This window comes from Intrasporangium sp., assembly GCF_035688975.1.
Taxonomy (GTDB): Bacteria; Actinomycetota; Actinomycetes; order Actinomycetales; family Dermatophilaceae; genus CALMNV01.
The window spans coordinates 1-17892 of sequence record NZ_DASSMH010000073.1; the positions used below are offsets into that span (position 1 = coordinate 1).

General features: G+C 71.2%; 15 protein-coding genes. 10 read left to right on the plus strand and 5 right to left on the minus strand.

The genetic code is table 11. From position 1 onward, the window contains the following. Nucleotide 1: 1 nt before the first annotated feature. Complete coding sequence (locus VFJ94_RS07445; protein ID WP_325003568.1) at nucleotides 2–1066, minus strand: acyl-CoA dehydrogenase; 1065 nt, start codon at nucleotides 1064–1066, stop codon at nucleotides 2–4. Between the two features lie 85 nt (nucleotides 1067–1151). On the opposite strand from VFJ94_RS07445, the gene VFJ94_RS07450 reads away from it, so the two are divergent. The 4 genes from VFJ94_RS07450 (at nucleotide 1152) to VFJ94_RS07465 (ending at nucleotide 5145) form a co-directional block, all read left to right on the plus strand. Continuing rightward, entirely contained in the window at nucleotides 1152–2405 is a 1254-nt protein-coding gene (locus VFJ94_RS07450) for a hypothetical protein (protein ID WP_325003569.1), read from the plus strand. 244 nt (nucleotides 2406–2649) lie between these two features. Next, a complete protein-coding gene (locus VFJ94_RS07455) occupies nucleotides 2650–3639 on the plus strand; it encodes a diacylglycerol/lipid kinase family protein (protein ID WP_325003570.1) in 990 nt (329 codons plus the stop codon). Continuing rightward, nucleotides 3632–4420, plus strand: coding sequence for a phosphatase PAP2 family protein (locus VFJ94_RS07460; RefSeq protein ID WP_325003571.1), 789 nt, complete (start codon nucleotides 3632–3634; stop codon nucleotides 4418–4420). The genes VFJ94_RS07455 and VFJ94_RS07460 overlap by 8 nt, the downstream gene beginning before the upstream one ends. Next, entirely contained in the window at nucleotides 4417–5145 is a 729-nt protein-coding gene (locus VFJ94_RS07465; RefSeq protein WP_325003572.1) for a phosphatase PAP2 family protein, read from the plus strand. The genes VFJ94_RS07460 and VFJ94_RS07465 overlap by 4 nt, the downstream gene beginning before the upstream one ends. On the opposite strand, the gene VFJ94_RS07470 is transcribed toward VFJ94_RS07465, so the two are convergent. The 3 genes from VFJ94_RS07470 to VFJ94_RS07480 all read right to left on the minus strand — a co-directional run bounded on the left by VFJ94_RS07470 (nucleotide 5109) and on the right by VFJ94_RS07480 (nucleotide 9860). Then, on the minus strand, nucleotides 5109–5897 hold the full coding sequence (locus tag VFJ94_RS07470) for a DUF1206 domain-containing protein (protein WP_325003573.1): 789 nt from the start codon (nucleotides 5895–5897) through the stop codon (nucleotides 5109–5111). The genes VFJ94_RS07465 and VFJ94_RS07470 overlap by 37 nt on opposite strands. 436 nt (nucleotides 5898–6333) lie before the next feature. Then, the gene (locus VFJ94_RS07475) at nucleotides 6334–8877 is read right to left on the minus strand and encodes a DEAD/DEAH box helicase (RefSeq protein ID WP_325003574.1); all 2544 of its coding nucleotides are present in this window, start codon (nucleotides 8875–8877) and stop codon (nucleotides 6334–6336) included. 167 nt (nucleotides 8878–9044) lie between these two features. Then, a complete protein-coding gene (locus VFJ94_RS07480) occupies nucleotides 9045–9860 on the minus strand; it encodes a DeoR/GlpR family DNA-binding transcription regulator (protein ID WP_325003575.1) in 816 nt (271 codons plus the stop codon). Between the two features lie 365 nt (nucleotides 9861–10225). Here VFJ94_RS07480 and VFJ94_RS07485 point away from each other — a divergent pair, with 365 nt between their 5' ends. From VFJ94_RS07485 to VFJ94_RS07510, 6 genes are read left to right on the plus strand one after another with little or no spacing between them, the layout of a single operon-like run. Next, on the plus strand, nucleotides 10226–11497 hold the full coding sequence (locus VFJ94_RS07485; protein WP_325003576.1) for a sugar ABC transporter substrate-binding protein: 1272 nt from the start codon (nucleotides 10226–10228) through the stop codon (nucleotides 11495–11497). A 53-nt stretch (nucleotides 11498–11550) separates the two neighbouring features. Beyond that, nucleotides 11551–12483, plus strand: coding sequence for a sugar ABC transporter permease (locus VFJ94_RS07490; RefSeq protein WP_325003577.1), 933 nt, complete (start codon nucleotides 11551–11553; stop codon nucleotides 12481–12483). A 2-nt stretch (nucleotides 12484–12485) separates the two neighbouring features. After that, nucleotides 12486–13478: a carbohydrate ABC transporter permease gene (locus VFJ94_RS07495; protein ID WP_325003578.1), complete on the plus strand. Its 993-nt coding sequence runs from the start codon at nucleotides 12486–12488 to the stop codon at nucleotides 13476–13478. 42 nt (nucleotides 13479–13520) lie between these two features. Beyond that, nucleotides 13521–14381, plus strand: coding sequence for a ketose-bisphosphate aldolase (locus VFJ94_RS07500; protein WP_325003579.1), 861 nt, complete (start codon nucleotides 13521–13523; stop codon nucleotides 14379–14381). After that, nucleotides 14378–15604 (plus strand): ADP-dependent glucokinase/phosphofructokinase, encoded by a 1227-nt coding sequence (locus VFJ94_RS07505; RefSeq protein WP_325003580.1) that lies wholly within the window; start codon nucleotides 14378–14380, stop codon nucleotides 15602–15604. The genes VFJ94_RS07500 and VFJ94_RS07505 overlap by 4 nt, the downstream gene beginning before the upstream one ends. Nucleotides 15605–15606: 2 nt before the next feature. After that, nucleotides 15607–16866, plus strand: a complete 1260-nt coding sequence (locus VFJ94_RS07510; RefSeq protein WP_325003581.1) for an AGE family epimerase/isomerase — start codon at nucleotides 15607–15609, stop codon at nucleotides 16864–16866. 48 nt (nucleotides 16867–16914) lie between these two features. On the opposite strand, the gene VFJ94_RS07515 is transcribed toward VFJ94_RS07510, so the two are convergent. Further along, nucleotides 16915–17688 (minus strand): IclR family transcriptional regulator, encoded by a 774-nt coding sequence (locus tag VFJ94_RS07515; protein WP_325003582.1) that lies wholly within the window; start codon nucleotides 17686–17688, stop codon nucleotides 16915–16917. Between the last annotated feature and the right edge of the window lie 204 nt (nucleotides 17689–17892).

Genomic DNA, 17892 nt, shown 5'->3' on the forward strand with positions numbered 1-17892 from the left:
GTCACCACACCACCTCTCCCGCCCGATCGGCGGCGACGAGGAAGCGTCCCAGGGCCGCCTGGTCCCGCTCCGCATGCTCCTGACGGACATAGAGCCGCAGGTCGGCCACCCGCCGGGCGTGCTCCTCCTCGAAGGCGAGCGGGCCGGGGCCGAGCGCATGGTCGCTCACGGTGAGCACGGTCTCGGCCGCGCGCGCGACCACCTGGCGCACCCGCAGCGCGAGGACGGCCCCGACCTCACCCTCGGCCCGGCCCGAGTCGACCGCGGCGGCTGCCGCGGCGAGCCCCTGCCGAGCCGCAACCACGGCTGCGTCCACCGCACCGAGCTGCGCCTGCCCGACCTGGTCGAGCTCACGCTCCCGGCCCTGCTGCAGCACGCGTCGCGCGACCCCGACGAGCCCGCCGAACCACACGGCAGCCACACCGATCCCGCCCCACGCGAACCCGGGGCGCTCGAGATACCAACCGGGTTCGCCGACCGGGACGGCCGGCACGTCGGTGAACGACACCGGACCGCTTGGGACGTCGCGCAGCCCCCGAGCCACCCAGGCCACCGGCTCGACGTCGACTCCCGGCGCACCGAGCTCCACGGCATACAGCCCGCGTTCCTGCACCCCGCACCACGCCGTGACGAGCGCGTGGCTGAGGGAGCCGGCCAGCGAGCACCACGGCTTGCGCCCATCGAGCCGTATGCCGTCGCCGCCGGTCCGGGCCTCGAGCCGGGTCCCGGGAGCCTCCGCGGCGAACACGCCCCACGTCCGCGTGCGGTCGCCACCGGCGGCGCAGGAGCCGGCGATCCCGGCCTCGGCGAGGATGGCCCGGGCGTCGAGGTGGGGCTCGAGGACGCGGGCGCTGGTGAGGTCGACCGCGGCCACCGTCGCGAGAGACTCCCAGAGCAGGCGGGTCCGCCCGCGACCCGGGAGCGGGAAGGCGAGGTCGTGCTCGTCCGCGAGGCGCAGGACCGCGGCGACGTCCCGCCCCGCACCGCGGGCCGACTCGGCCAGCCGCCCGAGCAGCGAGGCGTCGGCCGACGACGCGTCGAGCAGGACCGGCAACGTCGTGGGCACGTCCGAGCGTACTGCGCGACAGGGCGGGCGCGCCCTGCGAGGATCGGGTGACCGAGGCTGGTCAGCGGGCGCGAAGGAGGCGACGGTGGCGGAGAGGAAGCACCTGATCGGGTTGTTGCTCGGGGCTGAGGAGGACTGGCCCACCGCGTTCGAGCAGCTGCTGCGGCTCATCGGCCCGGTCACCGACGACGACGGCACGGTGCACGAGATCACCAGCGAGCGGCTGACCATCGAGCCGTTCAACCTGCGCCAGCCGGTGCGCACCGAGCTCGTCATCGACCGCCTGGCGCACTGGTACTACCACCCACGTGAGTGGCTCAAGAAGGCCTCGCTGCTCAACGACACCTACCTGCTCAACTCGCCGTTCACCTTCCAGTCCATCGAGAAGCACAGTGCCTACTGCGCGCTCATGCGACTCGGGCTCAAGGTCCCGGACACGGTGCTCGTGCCCTACAAGAACCCGGTCGACAATGTCCGCTGGGCCTACACGTCGGCACGCTACAACCGGCCCTTCGACCTCAAGGCGATCGCGAACGAGCTCGGCTACCCGCTCTACATGAAGCCCTTCGACGGCGGCGGCTGGCGGGGCGTGTCCCGGGTCGACGACGAGCGCGCCCTCGAGCTGGCCTACGACGCGTCCGGCGAGATGCTCATGCACCTGCAGGCCACCGTCGACTACGACGTCTTCGCGCGGGCCCTGTCCATCGGACCGGAGACCATGGTCATGGACTTCCGGCCCGAGCAGCCGATGCACAACCGGTATGCCGTGTCCCACGACTTCCTCAGCCCGTCGGCCGGCAAGCAGGTCGCGGCCATCAGCCGGGTCGTCAACGCGATGTTCTGCTGGGAGTTCAACTCGGCGGAGATGCTCGTCAAGGGCGACGACGTGTATCCCATCGACTACGCCAACGCGTGCCCCGACGTCGCCGTGACGTCACTGCACTACTACTTCCCCTGGGCCATCCGGGCGCTGCTGCGGTGGTCGGTCTTCTGCCTCGTGACCGGCCGGAAGCCGCGGGTTGACCTGGAGCTGCACCGCTACTTCGAGGTCGCCGACCGCGACGACCTCGACGAGGAGGGCAAGCTCGACGCCTACCTCGCCATCGCCGACGAGTACTTCGACACGGACCGCTACTGGGCGTGGTGCGAGCGGCACCTGCCCCACGTCGACCGGGTCGTGCTCGACTGGGTCGACTCCCCGGCCTTCGACGCCCTGCTGGACGCCACGGTCCGCTCGACGTATCCGGCCTCCGAGCGCGAGACCTTCCTCGCCCACTTCCGCGGCCTGGTCGGCCTGTGGGTGCGCGACGAGAGGGCCCGTCTCGGCGCCGCGTCCTGACGGCTGGCCGATCGTCAACTGGCGGATCAACTGGCGAGATCAGCTGGTCGATCATCAGCCGGCCGATCAACTGGCAGATCAGCTGGCGGTGGGTGCTGCCCTGACGACACCACCTGCCAGCTGATCCGCCAGTTGATCCACGAGCGGGCCCGCCACCGGGCCTGTGAGGGGTGCGCGCCAAGAGGGGAAAAGGCGCCCTGGCTGGACCGGGCTCCCGGGGGTTCCCGGACCGTAGCATTCGAGAATGGCCCACATCCCCGGTTCCTCGCGCCGGCGCCTCGCCGTCGTCGTCAACCCGCTGCGGCTCGACGACGTCGACGCGACCCGGCGGGTCATCGAGGAGTCCTGCCGGCGCCACGGGTGGGACGAGCCGTCGTGGGTGGAGACGACCGCGGAGGAGCCGGGCGAGAAGCAGGGGCGCGAGGCGGTCGAAGCCGGCGCCGACGTCGTGTGCTCGCTCGGCGGTGACGGGACCGTGCGGGCCGTCGCGTCCGCGCTCGTCGGCACCGACGTGGCCCTGGGGCTGCTCCCCGGCGGCACGGGCAACCTGCTCGCCCGCAACCTCGGGCTGCCCGTCGACTCCATCGAGGAGGCGATGGAGGCGGTGCTGGCGGGATCCGACCGCACCATCGACGTGGGGCTGATGCGCGCCGGGCCCGCGGCCGGCCCGCAACCGAAGGAGGACGAGGTCGGCGAGGACGAGTACGTCTTCCTCGTCATGGCGGGCGCCGGCCTCGACGGCGAGATCATGGCCGACACCAACGAGAAGGTGAAGGAGGTTGCCGGCTGGCTGGCCTACCTGCTCGCCGGCGCCCAGAAGCTGGCGGGACGCGGCTTCACGGTGACCGTGGAGTCGACCGCTCCGGCGCCGACCGCGGCGGACGACCGCGACGAGGTCGCCACCCTGCGGCGGCACGCGCGGATGGTCGTCGTCGGCAACTGCGGCACCCTGCAGGGCGGTGTCGAGCTGCTGCCCGACGCGGTCGTCGACGACGGCATCCTCGACGGTGTCGTCCTCGCGCCCAAGGGCATCGGCGGCTGGCTGTCGGTGATCGTCGATGTCGTCACCCGGCACCGCCACGGCCACCGGCGCCTCGACCGCCTCCGCGCGACGCGGCTACGCATCCGGATGGGGCGGCCGGTCATCGCGGAGGTCGACGGCGACCCCATCGGCGAGCACGAGTCGCTCTCGATCCGCGTCCTGCCGCAGGCGCTGGTGGTGCGAGTTGCCTGACGGCAAAGGGGCGCACGCGGGCACACCGCCGCCGACGAGGCGGCGCGGCTCCGCGGCATACGCCCCGGTGCCCAGCCGCGCCCGACGCCTCCTGCGCGCCGTCGGCTACGGGCTCGCCTTCTCGGTGCCCATCGCACTGCTCGCCTTCCTCGTGCGGGAGAAGTTCCTCCCCGTCATCGACCTCGACGAGGGGGCGATCCGCGCCGCGACCGACATCACCCGCGCGCACGACGGGCTGCGCACCGCGCTCGTCGTCTGGCAGGAGGCATTCCAGCCGCGGTGGGTCTACATCGTCGGGTCCCTCGTGTGCCTCTGGGTGTGGCGGCGCGCGGGCCTGACGACGCGGGCGGCGTGGGCGTTCGTGACGATGATGGTCGCCTGGAACCTCCAGCTCGTCCTCAAGGCCGTCGTGCAGCGCGCCCGCCCGGTCGTCAGCGACCCGGTCTCGCACGCCCCCGGCTACAGCTTCCCGTCCGGCCACGTCGCCAACGTCGCCGCCGCGACGACGATCCTGGTCATCCTGCTCTGGCCGCTCCTTCCGACCGGCGGTCGGCGGCTGGCGGTGGCGGCCGCGGTGGTCCTCACCGCCCTGACGTGCCTTGACCGGGTCTTCCTCGGCGTGCACTTCCCCTCCGACACCGTCGCCGGCGTCCTCTTCGGCGTGGGCCTCGGCCTCGCGTCGTATGCCGGCTACGTGGGCTGGAACCCGGTCGGCCCCGACGACGCACCCCCACCGGAGGAGGCCCCCGCGCCGCCGCCCCGACCGAGAGGCACCCCGTGACCAACCTCTTCCTCGAGCGCTTCGACGCCGACCAGAGCCGCCCGCCCGTCGGTCAGGCGCTGCGCGACGCGGCGCTGCGCGTCCTCGCCCCGGCCGTCGTCCTCTTCGGCGCCATCGTCGGCATCGGCTTCCTCATCATGGGCGCGCTGGGTGGCCTGCCCGCAGAGAACCGCTTCAGCACCGGCGTGCAGTCGTGGCGCACGCCCGCCTGGGACGCGGTCACCCTGGTGTGGTCGCGCCTCGGCAACACCGAGATCATCATCGGGGTCTGCGTGGTGGCGGTCGCCGTGGTCTGGTGGCGGACCCGGCAGTGGTGGTATGCCGTGACGCCGGCCATCGCGATCGCCGTGCAGGCGTCGGTCTTCGTCGCCGCGTCGGCCATCGTGGGCCGCAGCCGCCCGCCCGTGGCGCACCTCGACCCCGCACCGCCGACGTCGAGCTACCCGAGCGGCCACGTGGGCGCCGCGACCGCGCTCTACCTGACGTTCGCGATGATGGCCCAGCGGATCGAGCGGGACTGGCTACGCAGGCTGGTCACGGCCGCGTGCCTCCTCGTGCCCTTCCTCGTCGCCTATGCCCGGCTCTACCGGGGCATGCACCACCTCGTGGACATCCTCGTCGGGGCCGCCAACGGCGTCGTCTGCGCATTCCTCGCCTGGCGCTGGCTGCGGCGCGGGGGGCGCCGGGCTCAGACGGCGGCGTCCTTGGCGCGGGCGAAGGAGTAGACGCCGTAGGCCGCGAGGCCGAGCGCCACGAGGGTGAGCAGGACCTTGCCGAAGGGCGCCCCGAGCAGGGTGTGCAGTGCGCCGTCGAGACCGGTCGCCTTGTCGGGGTCGCGCCGCACCGCGGCGAGGCCGAAGAGGGCGCCGACGACGACGAGCGCGACGCCCTTGGCGGCATACCCGATCTGCCCGGCCCGCACGATGCCCGGCCCGGGGTGCTCCCGCAGGTCGCGGAGGAACTTCTTCCGCCATCCCTTGGCGACGTGGTATACGCCGACGCCGATGACCACGAGCGCGACGGCGCCGACGAGCACCGCGCCGAGCGGCTTGGCGAGCAGGGTGGCCGTGAAGTCGGAGGTCTGCTGCGAGCTCGACGAGGAGCGGCCTCGCGCGAAGGTGAGCGCGGTGCCGGCGAGGACGGCATAGACCACGGCCTTGGACGCGGCCTTCACCCGGTCGCCGGTCTCGCGCGAACCGGCCAGGGCGTCAGCCACCTGCCAGAGCGCCAGCCCGGCGAAGCCGACGACGGCGACCCACAGCAGGACCCGGCCGAGACCGTTCGAGGCGAGGGTGCCCAGTGCGCCCGACTGGTCGGCGCGGGCCGGACCCGCGTTGCCGAGGACCAGCTGCAGCGCGATCCAGGCGATGAGCAGGTGCATGAGGCCGCTCACGGCGTAGCCGGCACGGGCCGCGGTCTCCAGGGCGGGGTGGTCTCCGGCCCCGCGGGCCGCGCGCTTGACGTCGGAGGTGTCCATGCTCCGCATCCTTGCAGCGCCGGGCTCGGATGAGGGCTTCACGGCCTCGCGGATCGTGGCTCGACGGGCCACGGCCGACGGGCCGTCGGCCGCGGAAACTTGCCGGTGGTGCGTGCACCGGGCAGAGTAGGACGATTCCCCCCAAACCCGCCCGGCGTCCTTCTGGATTTGGTAAAGAAACCGGGAATCCCCCTACCCCTCAACGGTCCCGCTGTTTCCATGAAAGGGCGCCGAAAGGCAGCACCGCAGGACTTCCACGGGGGTCAGGTGAAATCTCTCGAGAGGCATCTCGAGAAGGCAAGTCCCTGACGGGCCGGTCGGCAGTGCGCGTCCCACCCTCGCACTGCCGACCTGGCTCCTACCCGCACTCGGCGGCATACCCGCCCCGACGCCGCCACCAACCCGCGGGGCGCAGGTGGCACGGCTGCGCGTCGGGTCAGCCGCCGAGTCGCTCCAGCCCGGTCACCGTGAGCACCGCCGCGCCGACGTCGTCGCTCGCAGCCAGGTCCACGATGGCGTGGATGGCCCAGTCCCGGTCCCCGTCGGGGTCGGCGACGACCTGTCGCAGCCGCCACTCCGTGGGGGTCTGCTCGATCTGCAGCAGCGCCGGCGAGCGGGCGTCCTGGTCGGTCGCGATGGAGTCGTGCTCCTCGTAGTAGGCGCCGAGCGCGCGGTTCCACGCGTCCGCGTCCATGACGACCCGCTGGGGCGGGTCGGTCAGCTCGGCCACGCGGGCCTCCAGCGCGCCGAGCGCCTCCCACTGGTCGCGCGCGGCCAGCTCGACGCGGTGGAACATGGCGTTGCGGATCATCACCGTGAAGGCCCGCACGTTGGCCGTGATCGGCCGCGTCGGTGGCGCGACGTCGGCCCGGTGCGCCAGTGCCTCCGCCGGATGGACGAGGTCCTCCCACTCGTCGAGCAGGCTCGAGTCGGTCTGCCGCACGAGCTCGCCCAGCCACAGGGTGATGTCCTCGAGCTCCTCCGTGCGCACGGACTCCGGCACGGTGTGCCGCAGGGTGCGATACGCGTCGCTGAGGTAGCGCAGCAGCAGGCCCTCGGACCGTGAGAGCCCGTAGGCAGACACGAACTCGTTGAACGTCATGCCTTGCTCGTACATCTCGCGGACGACCGACTTGGGCGAGAGCGCGTCCGGTGCGATCCACGGCGAGCCGCGCCGGTATGCCGTGAGCGTGACCTCGAGCAGGTCGGCGAGCGGCTTGGGCCAGGTGATCTCCTCGAGGCGCTCCATCCGCTCCTCGTAGTCGATCCCGTCGGCCTTCATCGCGGCCACGGCCTCGCCACGAGCCCTCGACTCCTGGGCCCAGAGGACCTGGCGGGGGTCCTCGAGGATCGCCTCCACGACGGAGACGACGTCGCGCGCGTAGGCGTCCGACTCCGGGTCGAGCGTCTCCATCACGGCAAGGGCGAACGGGCCCAGCGGCTGGTTGAGGGCGAAGTCGCGCTGCAGGTCAACCGTGAGCGCGTGGCGCCGGCCGCTGGCGTCGGGCACCGCGAGCCGCTCGACGACGCCGGAGCTGAGCAGCTCGCGCGCGAGGACCAGCGCATGCCGCTGCAGCCGCCGCTGGTCCTTGGGCTCGTGGTGGTTGTCAGACAGGAGCCGCAGTGCGTGCGCGACCGGGTTGCCCTGTCTGGCAAGGAGGTTCACGAGCATGGAGTGCGACACGCGCAGTCGCGGCTGGAGCGGCTCGGGGACCGCGGCGATGAGCCGGTCGAAGGTCTCCTCGCTCCACCCGACGAACCCCTCGGGCGCCTTCTTGCGCTGGACCTTCCGCTGCTTCTTCGGGTCGTCACCCGCTTTGGCGACCGCGCGGAGGTTGTCGACGACGTGCTCGGGGGCCTGCGCCACGACCCAGCCGCGGACGTCGAAGCCCGCGCGGCCGGCGCGCCCGACGATCTGGTGGAACTCGCGCGCCTTGAGCAGCCGCTGCTTCGTCCCGTCGAACTTCGTCAGGCCCGTGAGCAGCACCGTGCGGATCGGCACGTTGATGCCCACCCCGAGCGTGTCAGTGCCGCAGATGACCTTGAGCAGACCGTCCTGCGCGAGCTGCTCGACGAGGCGGCGGTATTTCGGCAGCATCCCGGCGTGGTGCACCCCGATCCCGTGGCGGACGAGGCGCGACAGGGTCCGCCCGAAGCCGGCGCCGAAGCGGAAGGCCCCGATGCGCTCGGCGATGGCATCGCGCTCCTCGCGAGTGCACACCTTGAGGGCGACGAGGCTCTGAGCCCGCTCCAGGGCGGCGGCCTGGGTGAAGTGGACGACGTAGACCGGCGCGCGGTCGTGCGCGAGGAGCTCCTCGATGGTCTCGTGGATCGGCGTCACGGCATACGAGAACTCCAGGGGGACAGGGCGTTCCGTGCCAGCGATGACCGCGGTGGCCCGCCCGGTCCGGCGCGTGAGGTCGTCACGGAACATCGTCACGTCGCCGAGCGTTGCGGACATGAGGACGAACTGCGCCTGTGGCAGCTCGAGGATGGGCACCTGCCACGCCCAGCCGCGCTCAGGCTCGGAGTAGAAGTGGAACTCGTCCATGATGACGAGACCGACGTCGGCCGAGGACCCTTGGCGCAGAGCGAGATTGGCCAGGATCTCGGCGGTGCAGCAGATGATCGGGGCATCGGCGTTCACGGACGCGTCGCCGGTGATCATCCCGACGTTGTCCGCACCGAACTGCGCGCACAGGGCGAAGAACTTCTCCGACACGAGGGCCTTGATCGGGGCGGTGTAGAAGCTGACCCGGTCCTCGGCGAGCGCGGTGAAGTGCGCGGCCGTCGCGACGAGCGACTTGCCCGACCCCGTCGGGGTGGCGAGGATGAGGTTGGAGCCGCTCAGCACCTCGAGGAACGCCTCGTCCTGGTGCGGGTAGAGCGTGAGGCCCTGCTCGGCCACCCAGGCGGTGAAGAGCGCGTAGAGGCTGTCCGGGTCGGGGTCGGACGGGATGCGCTCGCTGAGGTTCCTCACCACCGAAGTATGCCGCCCCCGCAGGGTGGTGCTCCCATCGCGAAGTGGCGGCAGGCGTGCGCGCGTGCGGCAGGCGTGCGCGCGTGGCGCGACGGGGAGGGGCTCGCGCGTGCGAAAGTGGCCAGTCGACGGGGAGGCCACCACCGGATGCCGTGCGGTGGCCGTGCTCAGTGCTGCTCCGACCGCGGGGTCCAGAGCACCTCGACACCGCTGCGCCGCAGCTGCGCCGCGAGGTCGGCGGGCGGTTCACGGTCGGTGACGAAGTAGTCCGCGGCCTCGAGCGGCGCGATCTGGGCGAAGAGGCGGCGCCCGAACTTCGTCGAGTCGGCGAGCATGGCGACCTTGCTCGCGCGCGTCACCATCTCGCGCATCATGCCGGCCTCGGCGAGGTTGCTCGTGGAGAAGCCGCCGTCGGTCGAGACCCCGCCGACGGTGATGAAGGCGAGGTCACACCGGATGTCCATGTCGCGACCACCGAGGGACACCGGGAAGGCGACGGGGCCGATGGTGGCCTGGGCCGCGTGTCGCACGTCCCCTCCGAAGACGTAGAGGTCGCGCAGGCACTTGGGCGAGATCTCGGTCGCGAGGCGCAGGTTGTTGGTGGCAATCGTCAGGCCGCGGTGGTCGTGCAGGTGGCGCGCGAGGGCCAGAGTCGTCGTGCCGGCGTTGATGATGAGCACGTCGCCGTCGGTGACGAGGCCGGCCGCGATGGCACCGATGCGCTCCTTGGCGGCCGGCTGCACCTGGATGCGGGTGTTGAGGCCGGGGTCCATGCGCGGCATCCGGGTCGGGTCGACCGCCCCGCCGCGGGTGCGCATGACGAGGCCCTCGCCGTCGAGCTGGTCGAGGTCGCGCCGGATGGTGTCGGCCGAGACGCCGAGCCGCTCGGCGAGCGCCTGCACGGTCACCTGACCGGCCTCGGCAACCATGGCGACGACGGCAGCCTTGCGGCTGGCCGGCAGCTGCGTCGAGTCATCCTCCATGCCCCGGAGCATACGGCGGCGCTCCGCGCTGTCGTATGCCGGCGCGTGCGGCTTCGTGCGCGCATCTGCCCCTTCCGATGCCGCCGAGGTGGGGCCGTCCGTGACCTCGCCAGCCCCGTGCTGCTGCCTCGTCACCGTCCTACCCCTCTCTTGCGTAGCGCCGCTTCGACGGCCTGGCGAGCGGCCGGTGTCTCCTCCGGCTGGTGCCCGGTGTTCCGTGAACTTCCTTGACCGAGCCGCGTGCTTGGGCATATTCTCGCATCAAGGGGCAGAAAACAGCAATTGCCAGCAGGCAGGTTCATCCGGAGAACGGAGAAGGAATGCGAGCACAGAGTCGTGCTTCACGAACGGTGATGGTGGGCGGTATGGCCGCGACGCTCGGGGTCGTCCTCGCGGCCTGCGGTGGCGGAGAGGGGTCGCCGATCGGTGGTGGCGGCGCCGACAGCGGCACCAAGGCCGCCGACGGGTCGGTCCTCCTCGAGTTCTCGCAGTGGTGGGAGCCGGAGCTGCCCAAGGGCGCGCTGCGCGGCATCATGGACGACTTCGAGAAGGCCAACCCGGGCGTCAAGGTCAAGCTGATCAGCGCGCCGTACGCCTCGACCCAGCAGCAGACGGTGGCCGGCGCCGCCTCGAAGACGCTCGCCGACGTGGTCGGCCTCGACGGCGCCTGGGTCAGCGACTTCGCCAAGCAGAAGGCGATCACCGACCTCACGACGCTGATGAAGAGCTCCGGCTACGACGACTCGCAGCTCGCGAGCCAGATCAAGGTCGGCGGCGAGACCTACATGATCCCCGTCGTCAACTTCGTCTACCCGATGTTCAGCAACGACGACCTGCTCGCCAAGGCAGGGGTCAACGCCCCGCCGTCGACCCGGTCGGAGTTCCTCGAGGCGGCCAAGAAGGTGACGGCCACCGGCAACGGCGCCTACGGGTGGGTCCTCCCTCTCGCGCAGGACGCGCCCAACGGCATCCAGAACGACGTCATGTCGTGGGTCTGGGCGTCCGGCGGGTCCATGCTCAAGGACGGCAAGCCGGACCTCACCAACCAGGCTGTCACGAGTGTCGTCACCTTCATCAAGCAGCTCTGGGACGCCAAGGCCATCGCGCCCGGCGCCCTGACGATGAAGGAGCAGGACAAGGTCGAGCAGTTCACCAACGGACGCATCGGCATGATGATCGACTCGCTGGCGCACATCAACCTCATCCGCCAGAACAACCCGAAGCTGAAGTTCAGCATCTCCGCCATCCCGGCCGAGGACGGATACTCCGGCAAGCGCGGTATGCCGTACGCCTCGTGGGGCATCGGCGTCTCGGAGAACAGCTCGCACAAGGCCGAGGCGCAGAAGCTCGTGGCGTACCTCATGAGCAAGGACGTCAACTCCAAGCTCTCGTCGGTGGCCAACGCCTTCCCCGGCAACACGCAGTCGGTGCCTGACTTCGTCAAGTCGGACGCGATGTTCAAGACGGCCTTCGACATCTGGAACAAGGGCGTGCCGGCCAACGAGTTCACCGGCCTGCCGACCGCCGAGGACCTCATGCGCAGCTTCGACGTGCAGCTGCAGGAGACCCTGGCGAACAACCAGCCCGTCCAGACGTCGCTGTCCAAGGCCCAGTCCGACTGGTCGTCCAAGTTCTGATCGCTCGTGGTGGGGCGCGGCACGCACCGGCGCGCCCCACCGGGGAGGCACACATGTCCGCACCCACGATGTCGACCCGGCCGCTCGCGGCCGCAGCCGGCCGGCGCCGACCGCCGCTCGGGCGCCGCCTCGTCCCCTACGGCTACCTCGCCCCGGTCGGGGCCCTGATGGTCGTGCTGATGATCCTGCCCATCGCGGTGGTGATCCGGTACTCGCTCTTCGACAACGTCATCATCAGCCCGACCTCGGTGCTCGTGGGCCTGCAGAACTACGCGACGCTCCTCGCCGACCCACTCCTTGGCACCGCGGCCCGAAACACCCTCGTCTTCACCGGGATCAGCGTGCTCGCCCACCTGTTCCTCGGCCTCGGCTTCGCGATGCTGCTCAACACCAGCCTCATCGGCCAGCGCACCAAGACCGTCTTCCGCACGATCTTCGTGATGCCGTGGCTGCTCACGGTGGCGATCATCGCCATCCTCTGGCGGCTGCTGCTCGACCCGAACGGCGTCGTCAACTACGGCCTGCAGGCGGCGGGCGCCATCGACGGACCGGTCGCCTGGCTCTCCGAGCTCAACCTCGCCCTGCCGGCCGTCACGCTCATCAACATCTGGGCGGGTTACCCGTTCTTCATGGTCAGCCTGCTCGCCGGGCTGCAGGGGATCTCCGCGGACCTCTACGAGGCCGCCGCCGTCGACGGCGCGTCGTGGTGGCGCCGGTTCGTGCACGTCACGCTGCCTTCGCTGCGCCCGATCATCGTCAGCATGGCGCTGCTGGACGTCATCTGGACCTCGCAGCAGTTCCCCCTCATCTGGATGACGACCGGCGGGGGCCCGCTCGACCGCACCGAGATGCTGAGCACCTACACCTACAAGCTGGCCTTCAGCAAGTACCAGTTCGCGCAGGCGTCGGCGAGCGCCGTCATCATGCTCGTCATCGCGATGGTGCTCGCCGTCTTCTACGTCCGTCACCAGCGAGCGAGGGACTGACCATGAGCCACCACACCATGACCCACCACACCATGAGCCACCACACCATGACCCACCACACCATGGCCTCCCGCGCCGTGGCGACCGTGGGCCACGATGCGACCTCAGCGGCACCGCCCGGGCGTGCGTCCGTCGCGACCCCGACGGCCAAGAGCCTGTCGGTCCGCGCGCGGAGCCGTCTGCTCAAGGCAGGAGCGCTCCTCGGGCTGGTGCTGGGGGCCTGCTTCGCCGGCCTGCCGATCCTGTGGATGCTGTCGAGCTCGTTCAAGGACAACTCCGAGATCTTCGCGTGGCCGCCGAAGCTCATCACCGAGAACTTCTCCCTCAAGGCCTACGAGACGGTCTTCGCGGACCCGGTCAAGCTGCGCTTCTTCCTCAACAGCTACGTCGTGGCCATCTCGGTGACCGTGCTGACGCTCTTCGTGGCGATCCTCGCGGCATACGCCTTCAGCCGCTACGAGTTCCGCGGCAAGGCCACGGCCAACGTCGTCATCGTGGGCATCCAGGCGGTGCCACCGATCACGCTGCTCATCCCCTACTTCGGCCTCATCGTCGCGCTGCGGCTCTACAACAGCTACCAGGGCCTGATCCTCACGTACATGGTCTTCACGCTGCCGTACGCCATCGTCATGATGACCGGCTACTTCAACACCATGCCGCGCGAGCTCGACGAGGCCGCCCGCGTCGACGGCACCTCCTCCTTCGGTGCGCTGTGGCGCATCCTCGTGCCGATCTCACTGCCGGGCATCGTCTCGGTCGCCGTCTACACCTTCATGATCGCGTGGAACGAGTACCTCTTCGCGCTCACCCTCACCCGGACCGACAACATGCGCACGGTGCCGATCGGCATCCAGCTGCTCATGGGCCAGCACTCCTACGAATGGAGCGAGATGATGGCCATGAGCGTGCTCGGCAGCATCCCGGTCCTGGTCCTCTTCGTGTTCTTCCAGAAGTTCTTCATCGGCGGCATGACAGCCGGTGCGGTCAAGAACTGAGAACCGGCAACCCACCCCACCCCGAGAGAAAGACCCACCGCCATGCTCGTCAACGGAGTGAAGCTCCTCCAGGTCGCCCGCGAGAACCACTTCGCCGTGCCGGCCTTCAACATCAGCGACCACGCCATGCTGAAGGGCATCTTCGAGATCTGCGAGGACACCGAGTCCCCCCTCATCGTCGCCATCCACCCCGACGAGGTCAGCCACGTCGGCGCCGACTTCCTGGCCTCGGTGCTCAGCCGGGCCCGGCGCACGACCATCCCCGTGGCGGTCCACTGGGACCACGGCGCGACGTACGAGGAGGCGCTGCGCGCGATCCAGCTCGGCTTCACCTCGGTGATGATCGACGCCTCGCTCAAGCCCTTCGACGACAACGTCGAGATCAGCAAGCGCGTCGCCGACGCCGCACACGCCGTCGACGTCAGCGTCGAGGCTGAGCTCGGCACCATCGGCAAGACCGACGCAGAGGCCGAGGCCGGCACGGACTCCATCATCTACACCGATCCTCACGACGCGGTCCGCTTCGTCGAGCAGACCGGTGTCGACAGCCTCGCCGTCGCCATCGGCACCTGCCACGGGCTCTACCCTGACTGGATGAAGCCCGAGATCAAGCTCGACCTGCTGGAGGAGATCGAGGCCGCGGTCTCCATCCCGCTCGTGCTGCACGGCGGGTCGGGCAACCCTGACGAGGAGATCGCCAAGTCGGTCGCCCACGGCATCGCCAAGATCAACATCAGCAGCGACATCAAGGTCGCGTACCACGACAAGATGCGCGAGGTGCTCGCCGACACCAAGCTGCGCGAGCCGAACTCCATCCAGCCGCCGTGCATCGCGGCGATGAAGGCCACCGCCGCGCACAAGATCGAGCTGTTCAACGCGTCCGGCAAGGCTGCCCTGTATTGAGCACGGCAGCTGTCGTCCTCGGGTTCGGGGCGGCGGTCGACCGCGAGATCGCTTGGGATGCCGTGGTGCTGGCCGACCTGGCCCAGCACCACGGCATCGGTCCCGCCGACCTCGTCGGAGCCGGCCCCATCCGCACCGAGCGTGACCTCGTCGCGTCGGTCCTCGGCTACTTGGGCCGAGGCGCCGGAGGGGAGCGGCGCGTCGACGAGCCTGAGGTCATCACCCGGTTCAGCGACCGGTTCGCCGGGGTCACCTCGCTCGGCGGCACCTGCGTGCGAGCGGCAGCGGCGATGGGGCTGCTCGGCAGGTGCGCGCTCGTGCACCTCGCCTTCGTCGACGACGAGGTCCTCGCCCTGCTGCCGCCAGGAGCCGCCTACCTCGTCGGCGACAGCGACGAGGCGAGCTACCCCCACCTCATCGTGCAGTACCCGGCCGGGGCCCGGGTGAGGACCGACCGGCTCGACCTCGTGGCGCCCCGCGCGAACCGGCTCATCTACGTCAACGACCCGGCCAACGAGCGGCTCCTCCTCAGCGACGACCTCACCACGGCGGTGGCGGGCGCCGCGGTCTTCCTCGTGTCGGGGCTGAACGCGATCCGCACCGGTGCGCAGCTGCGCGACCGACTCGACCGCATCGAGGCCAGCGTCGCTGCTGCCAGGCCCGACAGCCTCGTCTGCTACGAGGACGCCGGCTACCACGAGCCCGAGCTCGCCGCCGTGGTGCGCTCTCGCATGGCGCGCCTCGTCGACGTCTACAGCCTGAGCGACGAAGAGCTGGCGGCGCTGCTCGGCCGCCCGATCGACCTGCTCGACGCCGCCGACGTCCTCGACGCGGTGTCGACCCTCGCGGGCCGCGTCGACGTGCCGGTGGTCGTCGTCCACTCGCGCCACTGGGCGCTCGCCTTCGGGGCCCCTGCGTCGCACGTCGAGCCTGCGCTCGCGACTGGGGTGGCCCTTGCGACGACCCGGTACGCCTTCGGCTCCGCGGCGAGCCCCGCCGACGTGCGCACGGTGCGCCACCAGCCCGTCGACGACGCGACGAGCCGGTTCCTCAGTGCGCTCGCGGCGCTCGGCGGCAGCCGCGTCGCCGCCGCGGCCGTGCCGACCGTCGACGTCGAGAGCCCCACGACCGTGGGCCTCGGCGACACCTTCATCGGCGGCTTCCTCGCCGAGTGCGCGGCCTCCGCGTCCATCCGCACCGCTGTCTCCCGAAGGAGCCCCTGACCATGCCCGCCACGCCGTCACCATCCGCGTCATCCCCGGCCGCCGGCCCGCTCACCCCTTGGGTGGCCCGGCCCACGCACCGGCGCTGGGCCGAGCACCGATTCACGCGGATGCTCGAGTTCGTCCTGCCCAGTGTGCTGCCCGGCGGTGGCTTCGCCTATCTCGGCGGTGACGGGCAGCCGCTGCCCGGGCGCGAGCCCACGCTCCTGCTCACCGCCAGGATGACCCACGTCGCCGGGCTGGGCTCCGTCCTGGGCGTTCCCGGGGCCGACCGGCTGCTCGAGCACGGGATCGCCTCGCTCGTCGGGCCGTTTCGCGACGAGGAGGCCGGCGGCTGGTTCGGCAGCCTCGAGCGCACCGGCCGCAAGACGGCATACGAGCACGTGCACGTCATCCTCGCCGCGAGCTCGGCCCTCGCGGCGGGGGCACCAGGCGCCGTCGAGCTCGCGACCGAGGCGGCGCGCCTCGTCGAGGAGCGATTCTGGGACGAGGAGGCGGGGGCGCTGAGCGAGTCCTGGTCGGCGACCTGGGACGACCCGGAGCCCTATCGCGGAGCCAACGCCAACATGCACGCCGTGGAGGCGTTCCTCGCCCTGGGCGACGCGGTCGAGGACGACCTCTGGCACCGACGCGCCCTGCGGATCTGCGAGCGCCTCATCGACCGGCACGCGCGGGCCCGCGGCTGGCTCATCCCGGAGCACTTCGACGAGCGCTGGGAGGAGCTGCCCGACTACAACGCCGACGACCCCGACCACCCCTTCCGCCCCTACGGTGCGACCTACGGCCACTCGCTCGAGTGGGCGCGGTTGCTCTGCGCCCTGCACGCGTCGCCACGCATCACCACGCCCGGCTGGGTGCTCGAGGCCGCGGTCGAGCTCAGCCGGTCGGCCCTCGGGGCCTGGGGCGTGGACGGGCGCGAGGGGCTCGTCTACACCGTCGACTGGCAGGGGCGTCCCGTCTCCACGGTGCGGCTGCACTGGCCGGTGTGCGAGGGCATCCAGGCGACCGCTCAGCTGCGGGCCCTCACCGGCTCGGAGGAGTGGGAGCGGTGGTACCGCCGCCTCTGGAACCACGCGGCCGAGCACTTCATCGACGTGACGGGCAGCTGGATCAACGAGCTCGACGACGACTTCCGGGAGGGAGCCGCGGTGTGGCCCGGACGGCCCGACGTCTACCACGCGGCGGGCGCCTACCTCGGGCCGCTGCTGCCACCGTGGCCGTTCCTGACCGTGGCGGCGCGGCAGCTGCCGTCGCTCGGCTGACGGAGCCCGCGGGTCCCGGCCTTCCTCCGGAGGGTGGGGCGATCCGACTCAGGACTCGACGCGGAGCGCCTCGTGGAGGTCGTGCTCGATGTCCCGCGTGGCGAGGGCGAGGGCGCTGACGATGTCGACGAGGCGGTCCTCGCGGAACCGCACCGTCGGCATCGAGACGCTCACCGCGCCCTCTGCGCGGTCCCCCACCCGGATCGCCCGCCCGACGGCGGTCACGCCGGTCTCGGAGCGGTCCTTGTTGATGGCGAAGCCGCGCTCCGCGACGACCGCGAGCTCCCGCTCGAGCGCGGCGAGGTCGGGACGCTGGTCCTCCCGGCCCTCCCAGCGCTCGGCGGCATACAGCGCCGCCCGCTCCTCGGCGCCCAGGTCGGCGAGCAGCAGCTTGCCTCCTGAGGTCAGGTGCGCGGGGAAGACCATCCCCTCGCGGGTGCCGACGCGCAGGGCCTGCGCGCACTCGACCGAGGCGACGAAGCGCGCGTAGTCCCCGGCGAGGACGAGGACGTTGGCCGACTCCTGGAGCCGGTCGACGAGCACGTGCAGGTGCGGCATCGCGACCGCCCGCAGCAGGGCCGTGTGCGGCCGGGACCGCGCGCTGAGCGAGAGGACGGGGCCCGCGTGGTAGCGCCGGTCCTCGCCCTGCCGGGCGAAGTCCCGGTAGACGAGCATGGCGAGGAGCCGGTGCGCGGTCGAGCGGGCGACGCCCAGCCGCGCCGCGACGTCGCTGACGCTGAGCGGGCCCTCGACCTGCAGCAGGACGGCGAGCTGCAGGGCATGGTCGACGCTGGTGAGCGCATAGAGCGGCTTGTTCTTCATAGCAGAATTCCCTGTTCCTCTATTGCGAACACTCTAACCATGGAGGCATGGCAACGACGCCCTCCCTCTCCCGATCCTCCTCCCTGCGCACCCGGCCCGCGTGGCTGGTGACGCTCCTCACCTGGCTCATCGTCGTCTTCGACGGCTACGACCTCATCGTCTACGGGACGACCATCCCGCCCCTGCTCGCCGAGCGCGGCTGGG

Bases quoted from the DNA above. Each gene is read 5' to 3' on its own strand.
- VFJ94_RS07455 (WP_325003570.1), top strand. From the start codon at position 2,650: ATGGCCCACATCCCCGGTTCCTCGCGCCGGCGCCTCGCCGTCGTCGTC.
- VFJ94_RS07470 (WP_325003573.1), bottom strand. From the start codon at position 5,897: ATGGACACCTCCGACGTCAAGCGCGCGGCCCGCGGGGCCGGAGACCAC.
- VFJ94_RS07480 (WP_325003575.1), bottom strand. From the start codon at position 9,860: ATGGAGGATGACTCGACGCAGCTGCCGGCCAGCCGCAAGGCTGCCGTC.
- VFJ94_RS07485 (WP_325003576.1), top strand. From the start codon at position 10,226: ATGGCCGCGACGCTCGGGGTCGTCCTCGCGGCCTGCGGTGGCGGAGAG.
- VFJ94_RS07490 (WP_325003577.1), top strand. From the start codon at position 11,551: ATGTCCGCACCCACGATGTCGACCCGGCCGCTCGCGGCCGCAGCCGGC.
- VFJ94_RS07495 (WP_325003578.1), top strand. From the start codon at position 12,486: ATGAGCCACCACACCATGACCCACCACACCATGAGCCACCACACCATG.
- VFJ94_RS07500 (WP_325003579.1), top strand. From the start codon at position 13,521: ATGCTCGTCAACGGAGTGAAGCTCCTCCAGGTCGCCCGCGAGAACCAC.
- VFJ94_RS07510 (WP_325003581.1), top strand. From the start codon at position 15,607: ATGCCCGCCACGCCGTCACCATCCGCGTCATCCCCGGCCGCCGGCCCG.
- VFJ94_RS07515 (WP_325003582.1), bottom strand. From the start codon at position 17,688: ATGAAGAACAAGCCGCTCTATGCGCTCACCAGCGTCGACCATGCCCTG.